Genomic DNA, 20,694 nt, shown 5'->3' on the forward strand with positions numbered 1-20,694 from the left:
GGTTAGAACAGTTCGATGGTGCCACATTCCACTTCATCCAGGATACCCTGGCTGATCAGGGCGTCGTAATGCAGCACGCGGTTGCGGCCGGCGGCTTTGGCCTGGTACAGGGCGCGGTCCGCTCTGTCCAGGACGGTTCCCGGCAGCAGCGTGGGTGTGGCGCTGCAAAAACCGCCGCTGATGGTGACCCGGCCCACCTGCGGGAAGGTGAACTGTTCGATGGCCAAGCGCAGGCGTTCGAACAGCGCGGTGGCGCCGGCCAAATCGGGCGCCGTCACCACGGCGATGAATTCCTCGCCGCCGTAGCGGTACAGCAGGTCGGCGCGGCGCAGCGTGCGGCCCAGCAGGCGGGCCACCAGCAGCAGGATCTCGTCGCCGATGATGTGGCCGTAGTGGTCGTTCACGCGCTTGAAATGGTCGATGTCGAGGATGCCGAGCCAGTATGCCTGCTGGGGCGCTTCGGCCACGGCCGGGCCGGCACCGGGCGCCTGCTGGGTGGCCAGCTCCTCCCACAGCCGGTCCAGATTGAGTTCCAGCGAATAGCGGTTGCGCAGGCCGGTCAGGCGGTCGCGCTGGCTGGTGTCGAGCAGGTTGTAGTGGTTGGTGTACACCTTCAGCACGCCGGCGATGACGGCTTCCTCCAGCGGCGTGATGTCCTGCTCGCGCTCGAACACGAAATAGCCGCGTTGCTGGCCGTCGCCGTGGGTCAGCGGATAGCCGAACAGGTAGCCCTGGCCGTGGGCGCGCCGGCTGGGCTGCTTGAGCAGGCGCATATAGTCGAGCAGCGCGCTCACGTGCGGCGCCACGCTGGCGTCGTTGCGGATGTCGTCTATGCGTTCGGTGGTGCTGGCGGCGCCGTCCGGGCCGCGCGTGTCGGAGCGGTAGTGGTGCAGCTTGTGCGTGACCTGGTGGTGCTCATTGGTGCGGTAGAGCGACGTTTCCGCCACACCCAACAGCGGGGCCAGCGTGCGCAGCAGGCTTTGCTCCACGAGCTGCAGCTCGCGTATAGAGGTCATGGCGCCCAGCTTGGCCAGCATACTGGGCAACGTCGATCCGCGGCGCTGGGATGGCATTTCTTACTCTCCTGGTCGGTCTGTGATTGCAGCAACCGGCCAGCGTATCTGCCCTTGGATAGATGGTCACCATCCTAAAGCATGGGCTTGTCGTTATGATATGCTGAACTTATGAAGTACCTTTCCGCATCCGCATTGAAATATGCGTTCCTGTGCGCGGCCCTGGCGGCTGCGGGGGCCGATGCCGCCGTGACGCTGTGCGTGAGCGACCGTCCCGCCGCGCCGCTGACCTTTCCCGACCATGAAGGCCAGGCCCAGTATCTGGCGCGCAGCGCCGTGCGCGCCGCCGGCGCCGAGCCGCAGTTCGTGGTGCTGCCGTGGCGGCGATGCATCGAATCGGTGAAGGCGGGCCAGGTGGATGGCGTGCTGGGCGTGCAGGCCTTCCAGGCGTATCGCGACTTTGTCCGCTTTCCGCTCAAGAACGGCGTGCCGGACCGCGCTTTCTCGCTGGGCGTGGACACCTGGGTGGTGGTGACCACGGCGGACAGCGGCGTGAGCTGGGACGGCCGCACGCTGCGGGGCGCGAGCGGCCCGGTGTCCTATCCGGCCGGCGTAAACGTAGTGCGGCAGACGCTGGACAGTCTGGCGATCCGCAACGTCGACAGCGCCAAGACGGCCCTGCAGCTGATGCATATGCTGAAGGCGGACCGCTACCAGGCGGTGGTGATACGGGAATCGGACGCCAGGGGCTTTCTCGCCCAGGACGATTTCAAGTCCTTGCGGATTCTTGCGCCGGCCTTCCTGGTGAGCGACGCCTATCTGGTTTTCAGCAATGAGTATGCGCAGTCCAATCCGGCCGTCGTGCTGGCCACATGGGAAACGATACGCCGCATCCGCTCCACGCGCGAATGGACGGAGCTGGCGCCGTCGCTGGCGAAGTAGGGGGAAGGCGCTCACAAGGAGGCAGGCCATGGCAAACTGGAGACATTGGACCGTCCGCATCGCTGCGCTGGCAGCGCTGGCCTGGTGCGGACAGGCGTGGACGCAGCCCTTGCAGCAGCCCTTCCTTTGCCGCACCGAGGAAGCGGGCCTGGGCCAGCCGCTGGTGGACAACCAGCAGGGCATAGGTCATCCGGTGTTCAATGCGGACCGCGAGCTGCTGGGCCACAGCCAGCATTGCGCCATCCAGACCCGCGTGCTGCGCTTCTATTACAACGGCAGCCGCTTCAAGGCCTACGACGCGGCCGACCCGCCATCGGACCTGCGCACCGTCAGCGTCAACGGCGTGCAGGTGCCGTTCGTGGTGCGGGTGGAGGTGGGCAGCATCAACCGCTTCCTGTACACCATCGCCACGCTGGAGCAGGCGGCCTGGAACCGCAAGCTGGTGTACTGGATGCGCGGCGGCGTGGGCATCGGCCACCAGCAGGGCATACCCATGTGGGTGAACGAGCGCCTGAACAGCTCCGAGCGCGTGCTGATGCCGCAGCTGCTGGCGCAGGGCTACGCGGTGGCCAGTTCCACCGGCAACGAGACTGGGGTCCACTACAATATGGCGCTGGCGGCGCAGACGGCCTTGCTGACCAAGGCGCGCTTCGTGGAAGCCTACGGCAAGCCGCTGTTCACCATCGGCATAGGCGGTTCCGGTGGCGCGGTGCAGCAGTATATGTTTGCGCAGAACCAGCCCGGCCTGATCGACGCCGGCATCGCCATCCAGTCCTACCCGGACATGGTGACGCAGACCATACCGGTTTCCGACTGCCCCTTGCTGGAACAGTATTTCAAGGAGGAGGCGGAGCGCAACCCTTCCTCGCCGTGGGCCAAGTGGCGCAACCATGCGCTGATCGAGGGCATGAACGCCACCGATTCATCGACCGAGTGCATCGCCGGCTGGCGTATGGCCATGCCCACCGTTCTCAATCCGGTCTATCGGGACGCCAGGTTCGACGCCGGCGCCAGGCAGTATGGCTATCCTGCGAATGTTTTCGCCGGCGTGAAATGGACGCACTGGAACGACCTGGCCGATATCTACGGCGTGGACGCGCGCGGCTATGCGCCCATCCCGGTGGACAATGTCGGCGTGCAGTATGGCCTCGCGGCCCTGGCGCGCGGCGCCATCACGGCGGATGAATTTTTGCGCATCAATGCCTGCGTGGGCGGCTGGAAGGAGCAGGCCGACTTCGTCAATTGGGACAAGGCCGATCCGTTCGACAGCCGCAACATGCTGCGCAGCGCCACCTGCCGCGATCCCGCGGGCGCGCCTGCGCCGCGGCGCGCGGGCGATCTGGCGGCCATGCACAAGGCTTACGCGTCCGGCCATGTGTTTACCGGGCAGCGGCTGGGCATACCGGTGATCGACCTGCGGCCCTATCTTGAGCCCAAGCTGGACATGCACAACGCGCGGCAGTCCTTCTCCGTCCGCCAGCGCCTGCTGGACGCCGGTGCGGGCGAGGCGAAGCGGCAGGTGATCTGGTTCACGCGGCTGGACGAGGATTTGATTACGCGCGTGATGGAGGCCTTGCCGGTGCTGGAGCGCCATCTCGCCAGCGGCGTTGCGCCGCCGGAGTTCACCGACAAGTGCTACGACAGCGGCAGCACCCTGATCGCCGCCGGGCCGGCGGTGTGGGACGGCATCCTGAACAGCAATCCGCCGGGCGCCTGCACCAAAGCCTATCCGGTGTTCAGCAGCCCGCGCATGGTGGCGGGCGGCTCCATCAAGGGCGACGTGTTCAAGTGCGCCCTGAAACCGCTGGAGACGGCGCTGGCGGATGGCACGTATCCTGCCGGCGCGCAGTTCAGCCCCGCCCAGCAGGACTGGCTGCGCCGTATCTTCCCGCAGGGTGTGTGCGATTACAACAAGCCTGACGCGGGACGCCCCTGAAGCGGCAATCCCCCACGTGGGGGTGTACCAAAGTACAAGTTGCAAGCGATTTCCTTATAAGTACAGTGACTCTTTGCGCGCATTTCTTATAAGGGGACGGCATGAAACTCCATACATTGTCACTAAAACAAACCATCAGCCTGTTCCTTGCCGTGATGGCGGGCCTGGCCGGCCTGACGATGTGGGGACTGACGCAGGTGACGCGCGCTCAATCCGGCGTCAGCGCCGCCACGGCGGCGCGCTACCAGTCCTACTTGCTGGCCGATGAACTGCGCCAAAGCTCGGACGACCTGACGCGGCTGGCGCGAACCTATGTGGTGACGGGGGATGCGTCGTTTGAACGGCAGTACGGCGAGATCCTCGAGATCCGCAACGGGGCCAGGCCGCGCCCGAAGGACTATGAGCGCATCTATTGGGACTTTGTGGCGGCGGGCCAGCCCAAGCCGGGCGGGGACACGGCGGCCGTTCCCTTGCTGGAGCTGATGAAGAAGGCGGGCTTCTCGGAACAGGAGCTGGGCAAGCTGCGCGAGGCGAGCGCCCAGTCGGACGATCTGGTGAAGGCGGAGACGGTGGCCATGAACGCGGTCAAGGGCTTGTACGATGATGGCGCGGGCCGCTTCACGAAGAAGGGCGAGCCCAATCTCGAACTGGCGCGCCGCCTGACGCACGACGCGGCCTACCACCAGAACAAGGCGAAGATCATGAAGCCGGTGAACGAGTTCCTGGCCCTGCTGGACCAGCGCACCGGCGATGCCGTGCGCGCGGCTGAAGCGGCTGCGGCGCGCGCGCTGCAGGTGACCATGGCCTTGCTGGCGTTCTCGGTGCTGGTGTCCGCGCTGGCGATGTACCTGCTGTACCGCAGCCTGATGCGCCAGCTGGGCGGCGAGCCCGCATATACGGCGGACATCGTGCGCGAGATCGCCCAGGGCAACCTGGGCGTGGCGATGGCGTTGCGGAGCGGCGACAAGAGCAGCGTGCTGTACGCCATGAACGGCATGGTGGCCAAGCTTTCCAGTGTGCTGCGCGAAGTGTCCGGCAGCGCGCTGGCGCTGACGCGCGCTTCGGAGGAGATCAGCGGCACGGCGCAGTCGCTGTCGCAGGCATCGAGCCAGCAGGCCGCCAGCGTGGAGCAGACCAGCGCTTCGGTGGAGCAGATGACGGCGTCGGTGTCGCAGAACACCGGGAACGCCAGGGTGACCGACGGCATCGCCGCGCAGGCGGCGCAGGAAGCGGCCGAGGGCGGGCAGGCGGTGAAGTCGACCGTGTCGGCCATGCGCCAGATTGCGCAGAAGATCGTCATCATCGACGATATCGCTTACCAGACCAATTTGCTGGCCTTGAACGCCGCCATCGAGGCCGCGCGCGCGGGCGACCATGGCAAGGGCTTCGCGGTGGTGGCGTCCGAAGTGCGCAAGCTGGCAGAACGCAGCCAGGTTGCGGCGCAGGAGATAGGCGAAGTGGCGTCCAGCAGCGTGGAGCTGGCCGAACGCGCGGGCAAGCTGCTGGACCAGATGGTGCCCAACATTAAGCGCACCTCGGACCTGGTCCAGGAGATCACGGCCGCGTCCGAGGAGCAGAACAGCGGCCTGGCGCAGATCAATCTGGCGGTGGGCCAGCTGAGCGAAACCACTCAGCACAACGCGGCGGGTTCGGAGCAGCTGGCTTCCACGGCCGAGGAGATGAGTGCGCGCGCGGAGGAGCTGCAGGCCGCCGTCTCCTTCTTCAAGGTGGCTGCGCAATAAGGCGGAGGGCGGGGCCCGCCCGCTTGCCTTACAGCGCTTTCAGGAAGGCGCCCAGATCCGCCATCTCCTGCGGCGTGAGGCCGATCTGGAAGCGGCGGTCATAGAAGCGCACCACGCCCTGCAGGTCCGGCTGCGATCCGTTGTGGAAGTAGGGCGCGCGGGCGCTGAGGTTGCGCAGCACGGGCACTTTCATCTTGCCGATGTCGCGCCAGCGGCCGGTGAGCATGGCCTGGCCGGGGTCCGTGGTGTCCACGGTCTCGCCGGTGGCGTTGTTGCGCAGCGTGTAGAGCGGCATGTCCGGCGTGCGGAAGCGGCCGTCGGCCACGCCGATGGAGAGCAGCAGCGGCACCGAATGGCTGCCCGTATTGGGCGCGCTGTGGCAGCTGGCGCAGCTGCCGCGCTGCGGCTGGACCTGGCCCGGACGCTGCGGGAAGCCCGCCACCTGCGTGATATTGAAAGGCCGGTTGTTGAACAGGGCTTCGCCGCGCGCGATCGATGCGCGCGCCAGGTCCGCAGCGTTGGCCGGTGCGGGCTGCGCGGGTGCGGGCGGCGGATTGCGCTGGCCCGGCAACGGCGGCGGTGGCGGCGGGGCGGGCGGCGCGGCCAGGTTGCGCCATGCGCCGAACATCGTCATCACGTTGCGGTTGAAGGGCGCTTGCGTGCGGTAGTCGCCTGCCTCCAGGTCGTTAATCCCGAAATAGAAGGCCGTGCTGGCCAGCGCTTGCGGGCCGCCGCTAGCGCCGTTGGCCAGCAGGCTGCCTGCCGCGTTGCTGGTGGACTGCGCGGCGTACAGGCCACTCTCGAAATCCACAATGGCGCGCTGGTCGGCGGCGCTGAGTTCCCGGGCCGCTTCGGCATGGCCGCGCACGGCGCTGGCGGCCTGGGACAGCAAGCTGCTGTCCATGCTGCCGTAGCACTGCGCGGGACGCGCGTTGAGCAGGCAGTTGACGCCTGTGGCGGAGCCCGGGCTTTCTCGGCCGTCCCACATCACGCTGCTGATGAAGGCCAGGTTGGCCGAAGGCAGCGGGCGGCGGAACAGCGACAGCTCGCGCGCGCTGGCGTAGCCGTAAGGATCGTCCGCGCGCAGCAGGGTGAACTCGGCATTGGCCGGCATCGCCATGCCCACGCGGATCAGGCCCTTGGTCAGCAGCATGCTGTAGGCAATGCGCTTCTGGTCCAGCGTGGCCACGGCGGCGGCGGGCGAGTTGGCGCCGTCCACCAGGCGGAACACCGGGTCCGCGCCCTGGCTTTGCTCGAAGCGCTGCGCAAGGCCGCTAGGGGTGACGCTCCATCCGGCGTTCTCGCTGTGGCAGCTGGCGCAGCTGCGGCCGTTGCCCATGGGCGTAAAGAAGGGATTCGCCATGTCGATGTAGCCCGCGCGGCTGACGGTGAGCGAGGCGCCGTCGGGGTTGGGCTGCGGCAGCGGCGCGGCGGGCGCCGGAGCGCCCAGCGCCGCGCGGGAGACGGTTGTGGTGACGGCTGTGGTGGTCTCGGCGCTGGTGCCGGCGTCCGTCGCCGCTGGCGCCGCCGTTGCCTCCGCCGTAGCCGCCGCCGTTGCAATCGCAGGGCTTGGCCCGCCGGCTGCCAGCCTCGGGGTTGCGGATGCGGCGGTGCTGTCCGTGGTTCCGCCGCCGCATCCGGCCAGCGAGGCTGCGATGGCGGCGGCAAGGCCGGTGGCAGCAAAGCGTATGGTTGCACGCATGTTTTTCTCCTCTTTGTTCTGGTGGAGACCATATTGGCGCGGCAATGTGGAGGAAAAATGGATGCCGCCCTGTGGCGCAGCGTGCACAATTGCTGCACATTCGGCAGGTATGATGGCGGGATGAACCCACTCCACATTCCGCAGCCGGAACGCGCATGCGGCTGACCATCGCACGCAAGATCGCGCTCGCCGTCAGCGCCATCGTCATCCTGTGCATAGGCACCATGGCGTGGCTGGCCAGCGTCAACCTGCAGCGCGGCTTCATCGCCTATCTCAACGAAATGCAGGCGCAGGATCTGGAGCAGGTGAGCAGCCTGCTGGCCGAGCGCTACAAGCAGGAGGGCAGTTTTGACTGGCTGCGCGGCCGTCCGCGCGCCATGCGGGATGTGCTGGACCAGATGGCGCCGCAGTTCCAGATGGAGCCGGACGCGCCGCCGCAGCGAAGGCCGCCGCCGGTGCATCCGGGCGGCTACGGCCCGCCCAGGCCGCAAGATCCGCCCCCGCGCCAGGGACCGCTGCGCGACCCGATGGCGTTTGCACAGCGCCTGTCGGTACTCGATGAGCTGGGCAGGCCGCTGGTCGGTCCGCGCGATCCGCCGCCCGGCATCGAGCGGGCCATCACGGTGGACGGCAAACAGGTGGGCAGCGTGCATCTGCTGCAGCTGCGCCAGGCCAGCAGCGCCAACACCAGCGCGGCCGGCTTCCTGCGCGCGCAGGTGCGCGACATCCTGCTGCTGTCCGGCGTGCTGCTGCTGGTGGCGGTTGCGCTGGCGGCGGCGCTGGCGCGCCATCTGCTGCGGCCCGTGGCTGCGGTGCACGGCGTAACGGCGCGCCTGGCGCGCGGCGAATTCTCGGCGCGCGCGCCGGTGCTGAGCCGTGATGAACTGGGCGAGCTGGCGCTGCACGTGAACGCCATGGCGCAGGAGCTTGAGCGCAACGAGCAGCAGCGGCGCCAGGTGATGGCCGACGTGTCGCACGAACTGCGCACGCCGCTGACGGTGATACGCGGCGAAATCGAAGCGCTGCTGGACGGCATCCGCAAGGCCGATCCCGGCGCGCTGGAGTCGCTGCACGGCGAAGTGCTGCGCCTGACCAAGCTGGTGGACGACCTGCACCAGCTGGCGCTGGCGGACGCGGGCGACCTGCATTGCGAGCTGCGCGAGCTGGATTGGCGGGACGCGCTGCCGCCGCTGCTGGAGCGCTACCGGCCGCGCGCGGCGGCGGCCGGGCTGGAACTGGCCTGGGCGCTGGGCTATGAGCCGGCGCCGGTGATGGCGGACGCAGGCCGCCTGGACCAGGTGGTCATCAACCTGCTGGAGAACAGCGTGCGCTACACCGAGGCCGGCGGGCGCATCGCCGTGGTGCTGGCCGTGCGCGGCGGCCATGCCGAGCTGTCGATCGACGATAGCGCTCCCGGCGTGCCGCCCGGCGCCTACGCCCGCCTGTTCGAGCGCCTGTACCGGGTGGACCGCGCGCGCACGCGCGAGCGCGGCGGCAGCGGGTTGGGACTGTCGATTTGCAAAGCGCTGGTGGCTGCGCACGGCGGCGAGATTGTGGCGCAGCCGTCCGCGCTGGGCGGCGTGCGCATCCGCCTGCGGCTGCCGCTGGCGAAACATTGAGGTGACCATGGAAAACGCCCACGTACTCGTGGTGGAGGACGACGCGAAAATCGCCGCGCTGCTGGCGGACTATCTGCATGCGGGCGGCTACCGCGCCACCTGCATCGCCGACGGCGCGCAGGCGCTGGCCTGGCTGCGCAGCACGCCGGTGGACCTGGTGCTGCTGGACCTGATGCTGCCGGGGATGGACGGCCTGGAGCTGTGCAAGGCGGCGCGCGCCTTCCTGCAGGCGCCCATCATCATGCTCACGGCGCGCGTGGACGAGATAGACCGCCTGCTGGGGCTGGAGGCGGGCGCGGACGACTATGTGTGCAAGCCCTTCAGCCCACGCGAGGTGGTGGCGCGCGTGCGCGCGCAGTTGCGGCGCGCATCCGGGGCGCTGGTGCAGGCGGCGCCGCTGTTTGCGGTGGACCGCGCCAGCATGCGCGTGCTGCTGGCCGGCGCGCCACTGCCGCTCACGCCGGTGGAGTTCCGTTTGCTGGCGGAGCTGATCGAGCATCCGGAACGGGTGTATTCGCGCCAGCAGCTGCTGGACGTGGCGCACGAGGACCTGCGCGACATCAGCGACCGCACGGTGGACTCGCACATCAAGAATATCCGCCGCAAGCTGGCCGCGCGGCCCGCTGCTGCTGAGTGTTTGCAGTCGGTGTATGGGGTAGGCTACAGATTCGAGTTGGCAATCTGCTAAAATTGTGTCGAACCCCTCGCAGACCCTATCGCAAATTACGGAGCAGCAATGAAACGTGTGATTTTCAACCAGAAGGGCGGCGTCGGGAAGTCGACCATTGCCGTGAACCTTGCCGCCATCGCCGCGCACAAGGGCAAGAAGACGCTGCTGATCGACATCGACCCGCAGTGCAACTCGAGCCGCTACCTGCTGGGCGACGCGGCCAAGGAGATCGAGCCTACCGTGGCGGGCTATTTCGAGCAGACCCTGAACTTCATGGTGTTCTCGCTGTCGGCGCGCGGCTACGTGCATGAAACCCGCTTCGAAAACCTGTCGCTGATGCCTTCGCATCCGGAAGTGGGCGAGCTGCAGTCGAAGCTGGAGTCGCGCCACAAGATCTACAAGCTGCGCGACGCGCTCAACGAGCTGGCCAAGGAATTCGAGGAAATCATCATCGATACGCCGCCGGCCTACAACTTCTTCACGCAGTCGGCGCTGATCGCCGCGGACACCTGCCTGATCCCTTTCGACTGCGACGATTTTTCGCGCCAGGCCTTGTACACGCTAATGAACAACGTGAACGAGATCAAGGCGGACCACAATCCCGCGCTGGAAATCGAAGGCATCATCGTCAACCAGTTCCAGCCGCGCGCCAACCTGCCGCAGCGCATGGTGGACGAGCTGCTGGCCGAAGGGCTGCCGGTTTTGCAGAGCAAGCTGTCGAGCTCCATCAAGGTGCGCGAATCGCATGAACGCTGCCTGCCGATGATACACCTGGACGGCCGCCACAAGCTGTCGCAGGAATTCCTGGCGCTGTACGAGGAGCTGGAGTTCGCGCAGCAGGACCAGGCCAAGGCGCGCAAGCGCGGCTGATGCGCTTCCGGTTTTAGCCTGCGCTGTAGTCGCCCACGTAGCGGGCGCGCGGCCGTATCATGGCGCCGTCCGTTGCCTGTTCGGCGGCGTGCGCCAGCCAGCCGGCGGAGCGGGCCAGCGCGAACAGGATGATGCCGCTGTGGGGCGGCAAATCCAGCACCAGTTCCAGCGCCGCCAGCGCGTAGTCGGAATTCGGTTCCGCGCCCTTGCTTGCGGCTGCCCTGGCCGCCAGCGCAAGCACGCCGGCCGCCTGCGGCAAGGGCCGCATCATTTCCAGCAACAGCGTTGCGCGCGGATCGCCATCGGGATAGAGCGGATGGCCGAAGCCGGGCTGCATGGGCGGCAGCTGCGCCTGCCCCTCGCCGCGCAGCTGCGCTTCCAGCACTGCTTTCGCCATCAGGTAGTGGCCGCCGTGCTCGCGCCCGGAGAGCGCGGCCAGGCCGGCGCACAGCACGGCAGGCAAGGCGGCGCCGGTGGAGGCAACGCAGCGCACCGTGAAGGCGGATGTATTGAGTTCGTGGTCCGCCAGCAGCACCAGCGCTGCGCGCAGCAGCTCCTGTCCCGCGCCGTCAACTCCCCATGCGCGCGCCACTTGTTCATGCAGCGGCGCGCTGCTGATCTCCGTATCGAGCAGCAGGGCCGCGAGCATGCGCATCAGCTGCGCCTGCGTGGCGGGCCTTGCCGCCAGCACCGGCAAGAAAGCCATGGCGCGCTCCAATGGCGGCATCGCGCGTCCCAGTGCCGCCACTGCCGGGGGCAGCGCCGGCGTGCCGTGGGGCGCTGCCGCTTCACCGGGCGCATCGTCCCACAAGATGGCGGCGGTTTGCTCCAGCGTCGCATACGCGGCCAGCTCGCTGCTGTTGCGGCCGCGATAAAACAGTTTGCCATCGGCGATCAGCGAGATGCGCGACTCCAGCACCGGCACGCCCCAGTGCATGGCGGCGGCGACTGCGTGGCCTGCGCGCTTGCCGTCGGCCTTGCGCGCCGCCAGGCGCAGCACTTCCTCACGCGCATAGCGCTTGCTGCGCGCCGCGCCGTCGGGAATGGATGCGAGCAAGCCACGGCTGACATAGGCGTACAGCGTGGCGGCCGATACGCCCAGCAGGGCCGCCGCTTCCCTGGACGTGAGTTCTTTATTCATGCACCGCTCGTCGTTGTATTGATTTATTTATGTTGATTGCCGGAGTCAAGATTGACGCTGTTTTCCCGCGCCGCATAGACTCATTGTATGCACAACACCACACCACCCGCAACGCCTTCCGCGCCGCCGGCGCGCCGCAAAGTCCCTATGCTGCAGCCGCTGCGGCACCGGCGCTACCGCCAGCTTTGGCTGGCCAACCTGCTGTCCAACCTGGGCACCTGGACCCAGACCTTCGCCGCCGCCTGGCTGGTGGCCAGCATATCGCACAGCACCCAGGCCACGGCGCTGGTGCCTGCCGCCAGCTACGCGCCCATGCTGATGTTTGGCCTGCTGGCAGGCGTGGTGGCGGACGCGCTGCCTCGCCCCAAACTGCTGTTCGCCGTGAACGCCTTCATGGCGCTGGCGGCGGCCGGCATGGCGGCGCTGGCCGCCAGCGGCGCCGCGTCGCCGGCCGCCGTGCTGGCGCTGGTGTTCATGATGGGCTCCGGTTCTGCCTTCATGTGGCCGGCATGGCAGGCCGCCATGTCCGGGCTGGTGCAGCCGGATGAAGTGGAGGCGGCGGCTTCGCTGAATAACCTGAGCTTCAACTTTGCGGCCGCTGCCGGGCCGGCGCTGGGCGGTGCGCTGTTCGCCGTGGTGGGGGCGGCGCCGCTGTTCCTGTTCAACGCCTTGTCTTTCACCGGCTTGCTGCTGGTGTATCTGGACTGGATGCGCACCGGCGGCAGGGAAGAAGGCCAGGCGCAGCCTCCGGCAGGCGGAATCAGCTGGCAGGGCTTGCGCACCGGGCTGCAGGCGGCGTGGGGATCGGCCTCTTTTCGCAGGCTGCTGCGGCATACGGTCTGCATCTTCGGCGCGGCCATCGCTTTTACGGCCTTGTTGCCGCTGTTGGTGCGCGACGTGCTGCTGCTGCAAGGCGGCGCGTTTGGCAGCCTGATGGCCTGCGTGGGCGGCGGGGCCGTGCTGGCAGCTTTCGTGCTGCCCGAATTGCGCGCGCGCTTCGAGCGGCGGCAGTTGCTGGCGGGGGCGGTGGCTATCTTTGGCGCCATGCTGCTGGTCCTGCCGCTGGTGCGCGCCTGGCCTGTGCTGATGGCTTTATCGGCGCTGGGCGGCGTGGCGTGGTCCACCATGGTCACGTCGCTCAACAGCGCGGCGCAACTGTCCTTTCCGGGCGCGCTGCGGGCGCGCACGCTGTCGGTTTACCTGATGGCGATGGCGCTCGGGCAGACCGGCGGCAGCCTGCTGTGGGGCGCCGCAGCTGAAGTGGCGGGCGTGCCGCGCGCCATGGCGCTGGCCGGCGCCTGGCTGCTGCTGTACGCGCTGGTGCTGCTGCGTAGCGCGGCGGGCGGGAGGCAGTGTAATCTGTAGCCTGGCGTAACGGAGGAGATGGCAATGGCGATGCTGGAACTGGCCGATGGCGGCCGGCTGTATTACGAGTGGGTAGGGGCGGATGGCGCGGACGGCGGCGGCGCGCGCAAGCCGGTGCTGGTCTTCCTGCACGAGGGCCTGGGCTGCACAGCCATGTGGAAGGATTTTCCAGCGCGTCTTTGCGCGCGGCTGGGCTGCGCGGGACTGGTCTATGACCGGCGCGGCTATGGGCAGTCCGATGCGCTGAGTACAGGCCGCAGCATCCACTATCTGCACCGCTATGCGCTGGATGAGTTGCCGCAGGTGCTGGCGCTGCTGGCCGGGCGGCCGTATGTGGTGGTCGGCCATTCCGACGGCGGTAGCATCGCGTTGATCCATGCGGCGGAACAGGCGCCAGGCCTGCTGGGCGTGGTGACCGAGGCGGCGCACGTGTTTGTGGAGGACGTGACGCTGGCGGGCATACGCGAGGCCAGGCTGGCCTACGGCGAGGGCAAGCTGCGCGGGCTGGAGCGCTACCACGGCGCCAAGACGGCGCAGATTTTCGGCGCGTGGGCCGATACCTGGCTGGCGCCCGCATTCAGCCGCTGGAATATCGAATACCTGCTGCCGTCGATAGCATGCCGGGTGCTGGCCTTGCAAGGAAGCGGCGACCAGTACGGCACGCCGGCCCAGCTGGAGGCTATCGCGGCGCAGGCGCCGCGCGCGTCCGTGGCCCTGCTGGCCGGATGCGGCCACACGCCGCACCAGGAGCAGCCGGAAGCGGCGCTGGAGGCGATGGCGCAATTTATTATGGAGCTTGAGGAAAAATGATAGGCCATCTGGACCATCTGGTGTTGACCACGCGCGACCGCGAGCGCTGCATCGACTTCTACACGCGGGTGCTGGGAATGGCGCTGGAGACCTTCGGCGCCGGCCGCGTGGCGTTCAAGTATGGCGGGCAGAAGATCAATCTGCACGAATATGGCAAGGAATTTTTGCCCAAGGCCGCGCAGCCGACCCCGGGTTCGCTCGACCTGTGCTTTATCGCGTCTATTCCGCTAGACGACGTGATCGCGCGGCTGGAGCGGCTCGGCGTGCCGATCGAAGAAGGACCGGTGGCCCGCACCGGCGCCAACTGGCCTATCCGCTCGGTCTACCTGCGCGACCCGGACCAGAACCTGATCGAGATATCGGAACGCGCCTAGCGCGGACGGGGCGCATCAGTCGCTTACCGGCATGCGGCAGGCGGCTTCGTGCAGCCATTGGCCATTGCAAATGCGCGCGCGGCACAGGCCAGCTTCGGCGCCGCCGAGGCGCTGGCAGCGGCGCAGCAGCGCGTCGGTACTGTCGCCGTCGCGGCGCTCCACCACGTCGCGGCTGTAGTGCATGGCGGATGCCTGGCTGCCGCTGTGGGCGACCAGCGCGGCGAGCAGGGTCACGTCGCTGTCCGGCGGCGCGGCGGAGGCCAGGCGCAATGTGCCTTCATGCGGTGTGCTGCGCGTCTTGTTCACCGGGATGCCGGACCTTGCCGGCGTACTGCGCTCAGCACGCAGCGCCGGACGCGCCGCCGCCGCAGCAGCAGGAGAGGCGGCGGCCGGCATCGCCTGGTTGGCGGCCTGCCTGTGCCTGGCCGGAACTATCGCCGGAAGCGGCTCGTTGACGATGGCGGCGGCGAGCCGCTGTACCTCCTCCGGCGTATCCGCAGGCGCCGCTTGCGGCGCGTGGATCGAGAGCGGCGCTGCGGACGTCCATGCCTTGCTTTGCTGCGCCGGCGCCATGCCGTAGTAGCTGATGCTGGCGACGCCGGCCGACAGGATGGCCAGCAGCATAAGCAGCATCACCAGATAGCTGGGCCGTATCCTCGCCAGGCGCGCAGCCGGCGACTGGGTCTTGCCGCTGTTTTCCAGGCTGGCCAAGATGCGCCGGCTGCCGCCGCCGGATGGCGCAGCGGAGAACAGGTCCGGCCGCTGCGTCGGTGTGGATTTGTCCAATCTATCCTCCCAAGGTTTGATTTTCTTCGGAATGGCATGCCGGGCAAGGGCATACGATGGAGCGATTCCGGTACTGCCGCCATCAGTGTGCGGCCAGCCGCCCGGCCACGCTTTGACGGAGCGCACTATGCTTGTCGTTTCCTTGATGCTGTTGTTTGTATTGGTGTGCACCAGCGGATGGCTGCTGCTGTTTCCGGCCCGGCGCGAGGCCTTGGCTGCGGCGCTGATGCCGCGCTGCCGCGTCCTGCTGCGCCAGCGCTACGCATGGCTGCTGGCCGGCGGCGCGCTGCTGCTGGTGCTGCCGCCCATGCTGGCGCTGGTGGCCATCCGCCGCGTGGCGCTGCCTGCTTTCGACTATGACGGGCGGGCGGTGAACAGCCAGGTGGCCGAGCTGCTGCAGGGCGAGCAGCTGGTGCCGCCGCCATCGCTGCCGCCGCTGGCTTTCACCACGGTGGAGGTGGTGCGCGCGCGGCCCTTGCTGGCGGGCGCGAACCGCAGCTGGCAGCTGTTGCATCCGGACTTCGAGCAGCGGCTGCTGATGGTGTTCCGCATCATGAAGGAACAGCATGGCTACGACATGGCGCTGCTCGAAGGCTACCGCAGCCCGGAGCGCCAGGACTTGCTCGCCAGCGCCGGCGCCAGCGTGACCAATGCGCGCGCCTTCCAGAGCTACCACCAGTTCGGCCTCGCCGCCGACTGCGCCTTTCTGCGCGACGGCAAACTGGTGATCTCCGAAAAAGACCCCTGGGCCATGCGCGGCTACCGCCTGTATGGCGAGGCGGCGGAAGCGGCGGGACTGACCTGGGGCGGCCGCTGGACCATGATGGACTTCGGCCACGCCGAGCTGCGTTTGCCCGGAACCATGCAACGCAAACGCTGAGGCTTGTTCTGCCTCAAGAATGCATGGCAAGGCAGGTGGCACCATAGCTCGGGTCTGCCGACTGGCGCCCCGGAGCTATCATGATGCGACGAACCTGGCTGTTCCTGACCGACTCCCGCAACCTCACCATCGCCGGCTTTGTGGCCATGGCGGCGCTGTTCTACCTTGGCGCCGAGCTGCTGGAGCTTGCATTGATCTGGGCCGTGGCCGCGCTGGCGGCGGCCCTGCTGGCGTGGCTGCTGGTGCGCTGGCTGCGGCGCCGCCACGCCGCGCGCGCCACCGCCGGCCTGGCGGAAGCGATGGTCCCCGCCGAGGCTGCGCCGGCCGAAGACGGCGCCAGCCGCCACGAGGTGGACGCCATCCGCAGCGGCATGCTCAAGGCCATCGCCACCATCAAGGGCTCCAAGCTGGGCCGCATGCCGGGCTCGCGCGCACTGTACGAGCTGCCGTGGTACATGATCATCGGGAATCCGTCCGCAGGCAAAAGCAGCGCCATCGTCAACTCCGGTTTGCAGTTTCCGTTTGCGGACGCGCGCGTGGTGCACGGCGTGGGCGGCACCCGCAATTGCGACTGGTTCTTCACCACGGACGGCATCGTGCTCGACACGGCGGGGCGCTACGCGGTGGAGGACGAGCACCTGGCGGAATGGCGCGGTTTCCTGGACTTGCTGAAGAAGCACCGCAGGCGCGCGCCGGTGAACGGCATCATCGTGGCGGTCAGCATCGCCGAGCTGCGCAGCGATCCGGACGGCGCGCTGAAGCTGGCGCGCAGCCTGCGCAAGCGAGTGCAGGATCTGATCGAGCGGCTGGAAGTCTATGCGCCGGTGTATGTGCTGTTCACCAAGGCGGATCTGATCGCGGGCTTCAGCGACTTCTTCTGCCAGTGCGAACGCAGTGAACGCGAGCGCGTGTGGGGCGCCACCATGCCTTACCGGCGCAAGGCCGGCAGCGAGGAACTGCTGGCCTTCTTCGACCAGGGCTTCGACGAGCTGCACGCCGGCCTGGTGGAAATGAGCATGGCCAATATGGCGCAGCCGCGCCGCACGCGCATGGCGCCCGGCGTGTTCACATTCCCGATGGAGTTCGTCTCCTTGCGCGCGTCGCTGCGGGCCTTCCTGGCCACGCTGTTCGAGGAGAATCCGTTTCAGTACAAGCCCGTGTTCCGGGGCTTCTATTTCACCAGCGCCTTGCAGGAAGGGCAGCCGGTCAGCGCGCAGTCGCAGCGCATCGCCGAACGGTTTGAACTGGCGCTCAAGCCGGAGCAGCAGCAGGCCGCGCCCATGCCGTATGGCTCCGCCGGCGGCTACTTCCTGCTCAAGCTGTTCCGCGACGTGGTGTTTGCGGACAAGGCGCTGGTGTCGCAGTACGCGAGCCGCGCCAGCGCGCGGCTCAGGTATGCGGCATTTTTCGGCGCGGTGCTGCTGCTGGGCGGCGCGCTGGGCGGATGGACCTGGTCCTATATGGGCAACCGCCAGCTGGCGGCCAATGTGCAGGCGGACCTGGACAAAGTGGTGAAGCTGCAGGACAAGAGGCTGGACCTGCAATCGCGCCTGGAAGCGCTTGAAATCCTGCAGGACCGTATCGAGCAGCTTGAAAAGTTCGGCCGCGAGCGGCCGTGGCTGCTGGGCATGGGGCTATACCAGGGCGGCCTGCTGGAACGCAAGCTGCGCGAGGAGTACTACGCGGGCATCAAGGAGGTGATGGTGAGGCCGGTGGCGGCCAGCCTGGAGGCGCTGCTGTTCGAGATGAACGCCAATGCGGACCGGCTGGCTACGCCGCAGGCGGCAACGTCAAGCACCGCGCCCGCCGCCGCAGCGGCCCCGCGCCAATACGCCGAGGCCAACCCGCTCAGCGTTGAAGACGCCTACAACGCCCTCAAGACCTACCTGATGCTGGCCGATACGCCGCGCGCCGAGGCGGGCCACCTGAACGACCAGCTCACGCGCTACTGGCGCGGCTGGCTGGAAGCCAATCGCGGCGCCATGCCGCGCGAGCAGATGATACGCAGCGCCGAGCGCCTGCTGACCTACTACCTGGCGCAGTCCGGCGACCCGTCCTGGCCGCGCATAGAGCAGAAGCTGGCGCTGGTGGACCAGGCGCGCGAGAATCTGCGGCGGGTGGTGCGTGGCATGCCCGCGCGCGACCGCGTGTATGCGGACATCAAGGCCCGCGCCGGTACGCGCTTTCCTGCCATGACGGTGGTGCGCATCGTCGGCGAGCAGGACCAGGGGCTTGTCGCGGGCAGCTACGCCATCCCGGGCGCGTTCACGCGTGAGGCCTGGGAGAAGTACGTCCAGGGGGCCTTCCGCGACGCGGCCAGCCGCGAGCTGCAAAGTACGGACTGGGTGCTGAAGACCTCCACCAGGGATGACCTGACGCTGGAGGGCAGCCCCGAGCAGATCCAGAAAAACCTGGTGGAGATGTACAAGGCCGACTACGCGAAAGAGTGGCAGAAGTTCGTGCAGGGCGTGGCGGTGGCCGACCTGGGCGGCTTCAACGGCGCGGTGGCGGCCATGAACCGCCTGGGCGATCCGCAGTCCTCGCCCATCATCAAGCTGCTCGGCACCATCAGCGAGCAGACCTCCTGGGACAATCCCACGCAGGCCAGCGCGGACGTGCAGAAGGCGCAGCAGGGCTTCAAGGAGTGGATGATGCAAACCGTGCTGCGGCGCGCGCCCGTGCCGGTCAATGTGAACCTGCAGCTGGACCCGGCGCGCACCGATCGCCCCATGGGCGCGGTGGGACGCGAGTTCGCGGCGGTGGCCAAACTGGTCGGGGCCAGGGACAAGGACGCCACGCTGCTGCGCGGTTATATGGAGACCTTGTCGCGCCTGCGCACGCGGCTCAACACGCTGAAGAACCAGGGCGACCCCGGCCCCGGCGCGCGCCAGTTCATGCAGCAGACGCTGGAAGGCAGCGGCTCCGAGTTGGCCGACGCGCTGCGCTTTGTCGACGAACAGATGCTGACCGGGATGAGCGATAGCCAGAAGCGCGCAATACGGCCCATCCTGGTGCGCCCGCTGATGCAGACCTTCGCCGTCATCGTCGCCCCGGCCGAGGCGGAGATCAACAAGACCTGGCTGGCGCAGGTCTACGAACCCTTCCAGCGCACGCTGGCGGCAAAGTATCCGTTCTCGCCGGGCGCGAAAATCGAGGCCAGCAGCGCCGAGATAGGGCAGTTCTTTGGCCCCGACGGCCTGGTGGCGAAGTTTGTCACCACGTCCATGGGGCCTTTGGTGGTGCGGCGCGGCGATGTGCTGGCGCCGCGCACCTGGGCCGACATGGGCATTGCGCTGTCGCCGCAGGCGGTGGCGCGCTTCCCCGGCTGGATCGCGCCGCTGGGTGCCGGCGGCATTGCCGCTCCCTCGGCCGCCGCGCAGACCGTGTTCCAGATCCAGCCGCTGCCCGCGCCGGGCACGCTGGAATACACAGTGGAGATTGACGGCCAGCTGCTGCGCTACCGGAACACGCCGGCGCAGTGGACCAGCATGGTCCATCCCAGCCCGCAGGGCGTGCCGGGCGCGCGCATCACGGCGGTGGCGTTCGACGGCCGCAGCGTGGAGCTGTTCAACGAAGCGGGCCAGTTCGGCCTGAAGCGCATGATCGACGCGGCCGCGCGCAAGCGCAAGGAGGAGGGCGTGCATGAACTGCGCTGGACCAATGGCGCCATCAGCGTGGCGCTGGATTTGAAAATCACCAGCAGCCCGGAGGCTGGCGGCGGCGACGCCGGGCCGCAGGACCAGGGCTTCCGGGGCATGAAGCTGCCGGAGGCGATAGTCGGCGCGGCGCCGTCCGCCTTGGCCGCGCTGCCGCAGACGGCGCAGCAGGGAGCGCAGCAATGAGCCGCGCACCTGTCAGCAGCGCGCCGCAGATGGTCCGCGTGGGCTACTTCGGGAAGATCCCCGCGCGCAGCGACTTTATCAAGGCCGGGGATAACCACGCGCTGGCCGAACTGCTGGACGGCTGGCTGGCCGACACCATGACGGAGCTGACCACGGAGCCGCGCTGGAAGCTGCACTACGACGCGGTGCAGCCGCTGCATTTCGCCTTCGTGGGCACGCGCAGCAAGCGCGCCGTTGCGGGCCATCTGGTGGCCAGCAGCGACCAGTCGCAGCGGCGCTTTCCCTTCCTGGCCATGGGCGCCCTGGACGTGGCCGATCCGGGCGACTTCCTGCGCCACAGTCCCATCGCCCTGGCGCCGTTCTGGGCCGCGCTGGCCGGCGGCGCGGCGGCGGCGGCCATGGCGCTGCATCCGGCGCCGCACTTGTACGCCCTGTCCAGCTCCGCGCTGGCGGTCGAGCCGCATCACGCGGGCCATGCCGCGGCGCTGGACGACTTCCTCGAGCACACCTCGCTGGGCGGGCTGGAGGCGATGCTGGCGCAGCATGGCGCAAGCTACTCGGCGCGGCGCATGCTGCTGGCCGTGGGCCTGCTGCTGCAGCCCTTCGGCTGGTCCGGCAGCACGCGGCTGGACCGCAGCCTGGCGCTGCCGCTGCCGCGCGATCCGTTGCACCGTCCCACCGCAGCCGCGCTGTGGCTGTCGCTGGCCGAACCCTTTCTGCGGCAGGCGGACATAGAACTGGCGCTGCTGGTGTGCGAGCAAGCCGGACGGCCCATGCTGGTGCTGGGTTTCAGCGGCGCGTCGCCCGCCACGTTGCGCGGCGTGATCGATCCGCAGTTCGCCCAGGCGCAGCAGATCACGTTCGACAGCACCGGCTGGGTGGACGACATGATCGCCAGCGACCACAAGGTGCTGCGCCTGTCGGCGTGCCTGGAACAGGAGCGCCTGTCGCTCAAGTCGGCCTGCGCGCTGTTTCATGAAACCTTTGCCTGAGGAGCGAACC

The 20,694-nt window shown here is 68.2% G+C and carries 16 protein-coding genes; 12 read left to right on the forward strand and 4 right to left on the reverse strand.

The window, feature by feature from the left end:
* Window positions 1-2: 2 nt before the first annotated feature.
* Window positions 3-1,073 carry a GGDEF domain-containing protein gene (locus tag AC07S4_RS14120; protein ID WP_494987256.1) on the reverse strand — a complete coding sequence of 357 codons (1,071 nt, stop codon included), beginning with the start codon at window positions 1,071-1,073 and terminating at the stop codon, window positions 3-5.
* A gap of 111 nt (window positions 1,074-1,184) precedes the next feature.
* Here AC07S4_RS14120 and AC07S4_RS14125 point away from each other — a divergent pair, with 111 nt between their 5' ends.
* The 3 genes from AC07S4_RS14125 to AC07S4_RS14135 all read left to right on the forward strand — a co-directional run bounded on the left by AC07S4_RS14125 (window position 1,185) and on the right by AC07S4_RS14135 (window position 5,633).
* Window positions 1,185-1,955: a substrate-binding periplasmic protein gene (locus tag AC07S4_RS14125; RefSeq protein WP_494987257.1), complete on the forward strand. Its 771-nt coding sequence runs from the start codon at window positions 1,185-1,187 to the stop codon at window positions 1,953-1,955.
* A 28-nt stretch (window positions 1,956-1,983) separates the two neighbouring features.
* Window positions 1,984-3,891: a DUF6351 family protein gene (locus AC07S4_RS14130; RefSeq protein ID WP_494987258.1), complete on the forward strand. Its 1,908-nt coding sequence runs from the start codon at window positions 1,984-1,986 to the stop codon at window positions 3,889-3,891.
* 101 nt (window positions 3,892-3,992) lie between these two features.
* A complete protein-coding gene (locus tag AC07S4_RS14135) occupies window positions 3,993-5,633 on the forward strand; it encodes a methyl-accepting chemotaxis protein (RefSeq protein WP_494987259.1) in 1,641 nt (546 codons plus the stop codon).
* 28 nt (window positions 5,634-5,661) lie between these two features.
* Here AC07S4_RS14135 and AC07S4_RS14140 read toward each other — a convergent pair whose 3' ends face one another.
* A complete protein-coding gene (locus tag AC07S4_RS14140; RefSeq protein ID WP_494987260.1) occupies window positions 5,662-7,335 on the reverse strand; it encodes a cytochrome C in 1,674 nt (557 codons plus the stop codon).
* Between the two features lie 155 nt (window positions 7,336-7,490).
* Between AC07S4_RS14140 and AC07S4_RS14145 the strand changes: the two genes are divergently transcribed.
* Genes AC07S4_RS14145 through AC07S4_RS14155 form a run of 3 tightly spaced genes read left to right on the forward strand, consistent with a single transcriptional unit; the run spans window position 7,491 to window position 10,494 of the window.
* A complete protein-coding gene (locus AC07S4_RS14145; protein ID WP_494987261.1) occupies window positions 7,491-8,954 on the forward strand; it encodes an ATP-binding protein in 1,464 nt (487 codons plus the stop codon).
* 7 nt (window positions 8,955-8,961) lie between these two features.
* On the forward strand, window positions 8,962-9,642 hold the full coding sequence (locus AC07S4_RS14150) for a response regulator (protein ID WP_494987262.1): 681 nt from the start codon (window positions 8,962-8,964) through the stop codon (window positions 9,640-9,642).
* A gap of 48 nt (window positions 9,643-9,690) precedes the next feature.
* The gene (locus AC07S4_RS14155) at window positions 9,691-10,494 is read left to right on the forward strand and encodes a ParA family protein (protein ID WP_494987263.1); all 804 of its coding nucleotides are present in this window, start codon (window positions 9,691-9,693) and stop codon (window positions 10,492-10,494) included.
* A gap of 13 nt (window positions 10,495-10,507) precedes the next feature.
* Here the strand turns inward: AC07S4_RS14155 and AC07S4_RS14160 are convergent, their stop codons facing one another.
* Window positions 10,508-11,635, reverse strand: a complete 1,128-nt coding sequence (locus tag AC07S4_RS14160; RefSeq protein ID WP_494987264.1) for a citrate synthase family protein — start codon at window positions 11,633-11,635, stop codon at window positions 10,508-10,510.
* Between the two features lie 147 nt (window positions 11,636-11,782).
* Here AC07S4_RS14160 and AC07S4_RS14165 point away from each other — a divergent pair, with 147 nt between their 5' ends.
* The 3 genes from AC07S4_RS14165 to AC07S4_RS14175 are packed head-to-tail and all read left to right on the forward strand — an operon-like array spanning window position 11,783 to window position 14,184.
* Window positions 11,783-13,000, forward strand: a complete 1,218-nt coding sequence (locus tag AC07S4_RS14165; RefSeq protein WP_494987265.1) for an MFS transporter — start codon at window positions 11,783-11,785, stop codon at window positions 12,998-13,000.
* A gap of 24 nt (window positions 13,001-13,024) precedes the next feature.
* The gene (locus AC07S4_RS14170; RefSeq protein WP_494987266.1) at window positions 13,025-13,810 is read left to right on the forward strand and encodes an alpha/beta fold hydrolase; all 786 of its coding nucleotides are present in this window, start codon (window positions 13,025-13,027) and stop codon (window positions 13,808-13,810) included.
* Window positions 13,807-14,184, forward strand: a complete 378-nt coding sequence (locus AC07S4_RS14175) for a VOC family protein (protein ID WP_494987267.1) — start codon at window positions 13,807-13,809, stop codon at window positions 14,182-14,184. The genes AC07S4_RS14170 and AC07S4_RS14175 overlap by 4 nt, the downstream gene beginning before the upstream one ends.
* Window positions 14,185-14,199: 15 nt before the next feature.
* Here AC07S4_RS14175 and AC07S4_RS14180 read toward each other — a convergent pair whose 3' ends face one another.
* Window positions 14,200-14,970 (reverse strand): hypothetical protein, encoded by a 771-nt coding sequence (locus AC07S4_RS14180; protein ID WP_494987268.1) that lies wholly within the window; start codon window positions 14,968-14,970, stop codon window positions 14,200-14,202.
* Between the two features lie 127 nt (window positions 14,971-15,097).
* Here AC07S4_RS14180 and AC07S4_RS14185 point away from each other — a divergent pair, with 127 nt between their 5' ends.
* The 3 genes from AC07S4_RS14185 to tagF all read left to right on the forward strand — a co-directional run bounded on the left by AC07S4_RS14185 (window position 15,098) and on the right by tagF (window position 20,684).
* The gene (locus AC07S4_RS14185) at window positions 15,098-15,850 is read left to right on the forward strand and encodes a M15 family metallopeptidase (RefSeq protein ID WP_494987269.1); all 753 of its coding nucleotides are present in this window, start codon (window positions 15,098-15,100) and stop codon (window positions 15,848-15,850) included.
* Between the two features lie 83 nt (window positions 15,851-15,933).
* Entirely contained in the window at window positions 15,934-19,692 is a 3,759-nt protein-coding gene (tssM, locus tag AC07S4_RS14190) for a type VI secretion system membrane subunit TssM (RefSeq protein ID WP_494987740.1), read from the forward strand.
* Window positions 19,689-20,684, forward strand: coding sequence for a type VI secretion system-associated protein TagF (tagF, locus tag AC07S4_RS14195; RefSeq protein ID WP_494987270.1), 996 nt, complete (start codon window positions 19,689-19,691; stop codon window positions 20,682-20,684). The genes tssM and tagF overlap by 4 nt, the downstream gene beginning before the upstream one ends.
* Window positions 20,685-20,694 lie beyond the last annotated feature (10 nt).

This window comes from Pseudoduganella sp. GW821-FHT05F09 (assembly GCF_059419605.1).

What these genes read in the sequence shown, in the direction of transcription:
- AC07S4_RS14120 (WP_494987256.1), bottom strand. Translation starts at nt 1,073, where the DNA reads ATGCCATCCCAGCGCCGCGGATCGACGTTGCCCAGTATGCTGGCCAAG.
- AC07S4_RS14125 (WP_494987257.1), top strand. Translation starts at nt 1,185, where the DNA reads ATGAAGTACCTTTCCGCATCCGCATTGAAATATGCGTTCCTGTGCGCG.
- AC07S4_RS14130 (WP_494987258.1), top strand. Translation starts at nt 1,984, where the DNA reads ATGGCAAACTGGAGACATTGGACCGTCCGCATCGCTGCGCTGGCAGCG.
- AC07S4_RS14135 (WP_494987259.1), top strand. Translation starts at nt 3,993, where the DNA reads ATGAAACTCCATACATTGTCACTAAAACAAACCATCAGCCTGTTCCTT.
- AC07S4_RS14140 (WP_494987260.1), bottom strand. Translation starts at nt 7,335, where the DNA reads ATGCGTGCAACCATACGCTTTGCTGCCACCGGCCTTGCCGCCGCCATC.
- AC07S4_RS14145 (WP_494987261.1), top strand. Translation starts at nt 7,491, where the DNA reads ATGCGGCTGACCATCGCACGCAAGATCGCGCTCGCCGTCAGCGCCATC.
- AC07S4_RS14150 (WP_494987262.1), top strand. Translation starts at nt 8,962, where the DNA reads ATGGAAAACGCCCACGTACTCGTGGTGGAGGACGACGCGAAAATCGCC.
- AC07S4_RS14155 (WP_494987263.1), top strand. Translation starts at nt 9,691, where the DNA reads ATGAAACGTGTGATTTTCAACCAGAAGGGCGGCGTCGGGAAGTCGACC.
- AC07S4_RS14160 (WP_494987264.1), bottom strand. Translation starts at nt 11,635, where the DNA reads ATGAATAAAGAACTCACGTCCAGGGAAGCGGCGGCCCTGCTGGGCGTA.
- AC07S4_RS14165 (WP_494987265.1), top strand. Translation starts at nt 11,783, where the DNA reads ATGCTGCAGCCGCTGCGGCACCGGCGCTACCGCCAGCTTTGGCTGGCC.
- AC07S4_RS14170 (WP_494987266.1), top strand. Translation starts at nt 13,025, where the DNA reads ATGGCGATGCTGGAACTGGCCGATGGCGGCCGGCTGTATTACGAGTGG.
- AC07S4_RS14175 (WP_494987267.1), top strand. Translation starts at nt 13,807, where the DNA reads ATGATAGGCCATCTGGACCATCTGGTGTTGACCACGCGCGACCGCGAG.
- AC07S4_RS14185 (WP_494987269.1), top strand. Translation starts at nt 15,098, where the DNA reads ATGCTTGTCGTTTCCTTGATGCTGTTGTTTGTATTGGTGTGCACCAGC.
- tssM (WP_494987740.1), top strand. Translation starts at nt 15,934, where the DNA reads ATGCGACGAACCTGGCTGTTCCTGACCGACTCCCGCAACCTCACCATC.
- tagF (WP_494987270.1), top strand. Translation starts at nt 19,689, where the DNA reads ATGAGCCGCGCACCTGTCAGCAGCGCGCCGCAGATGGTCCGCGTGGGC.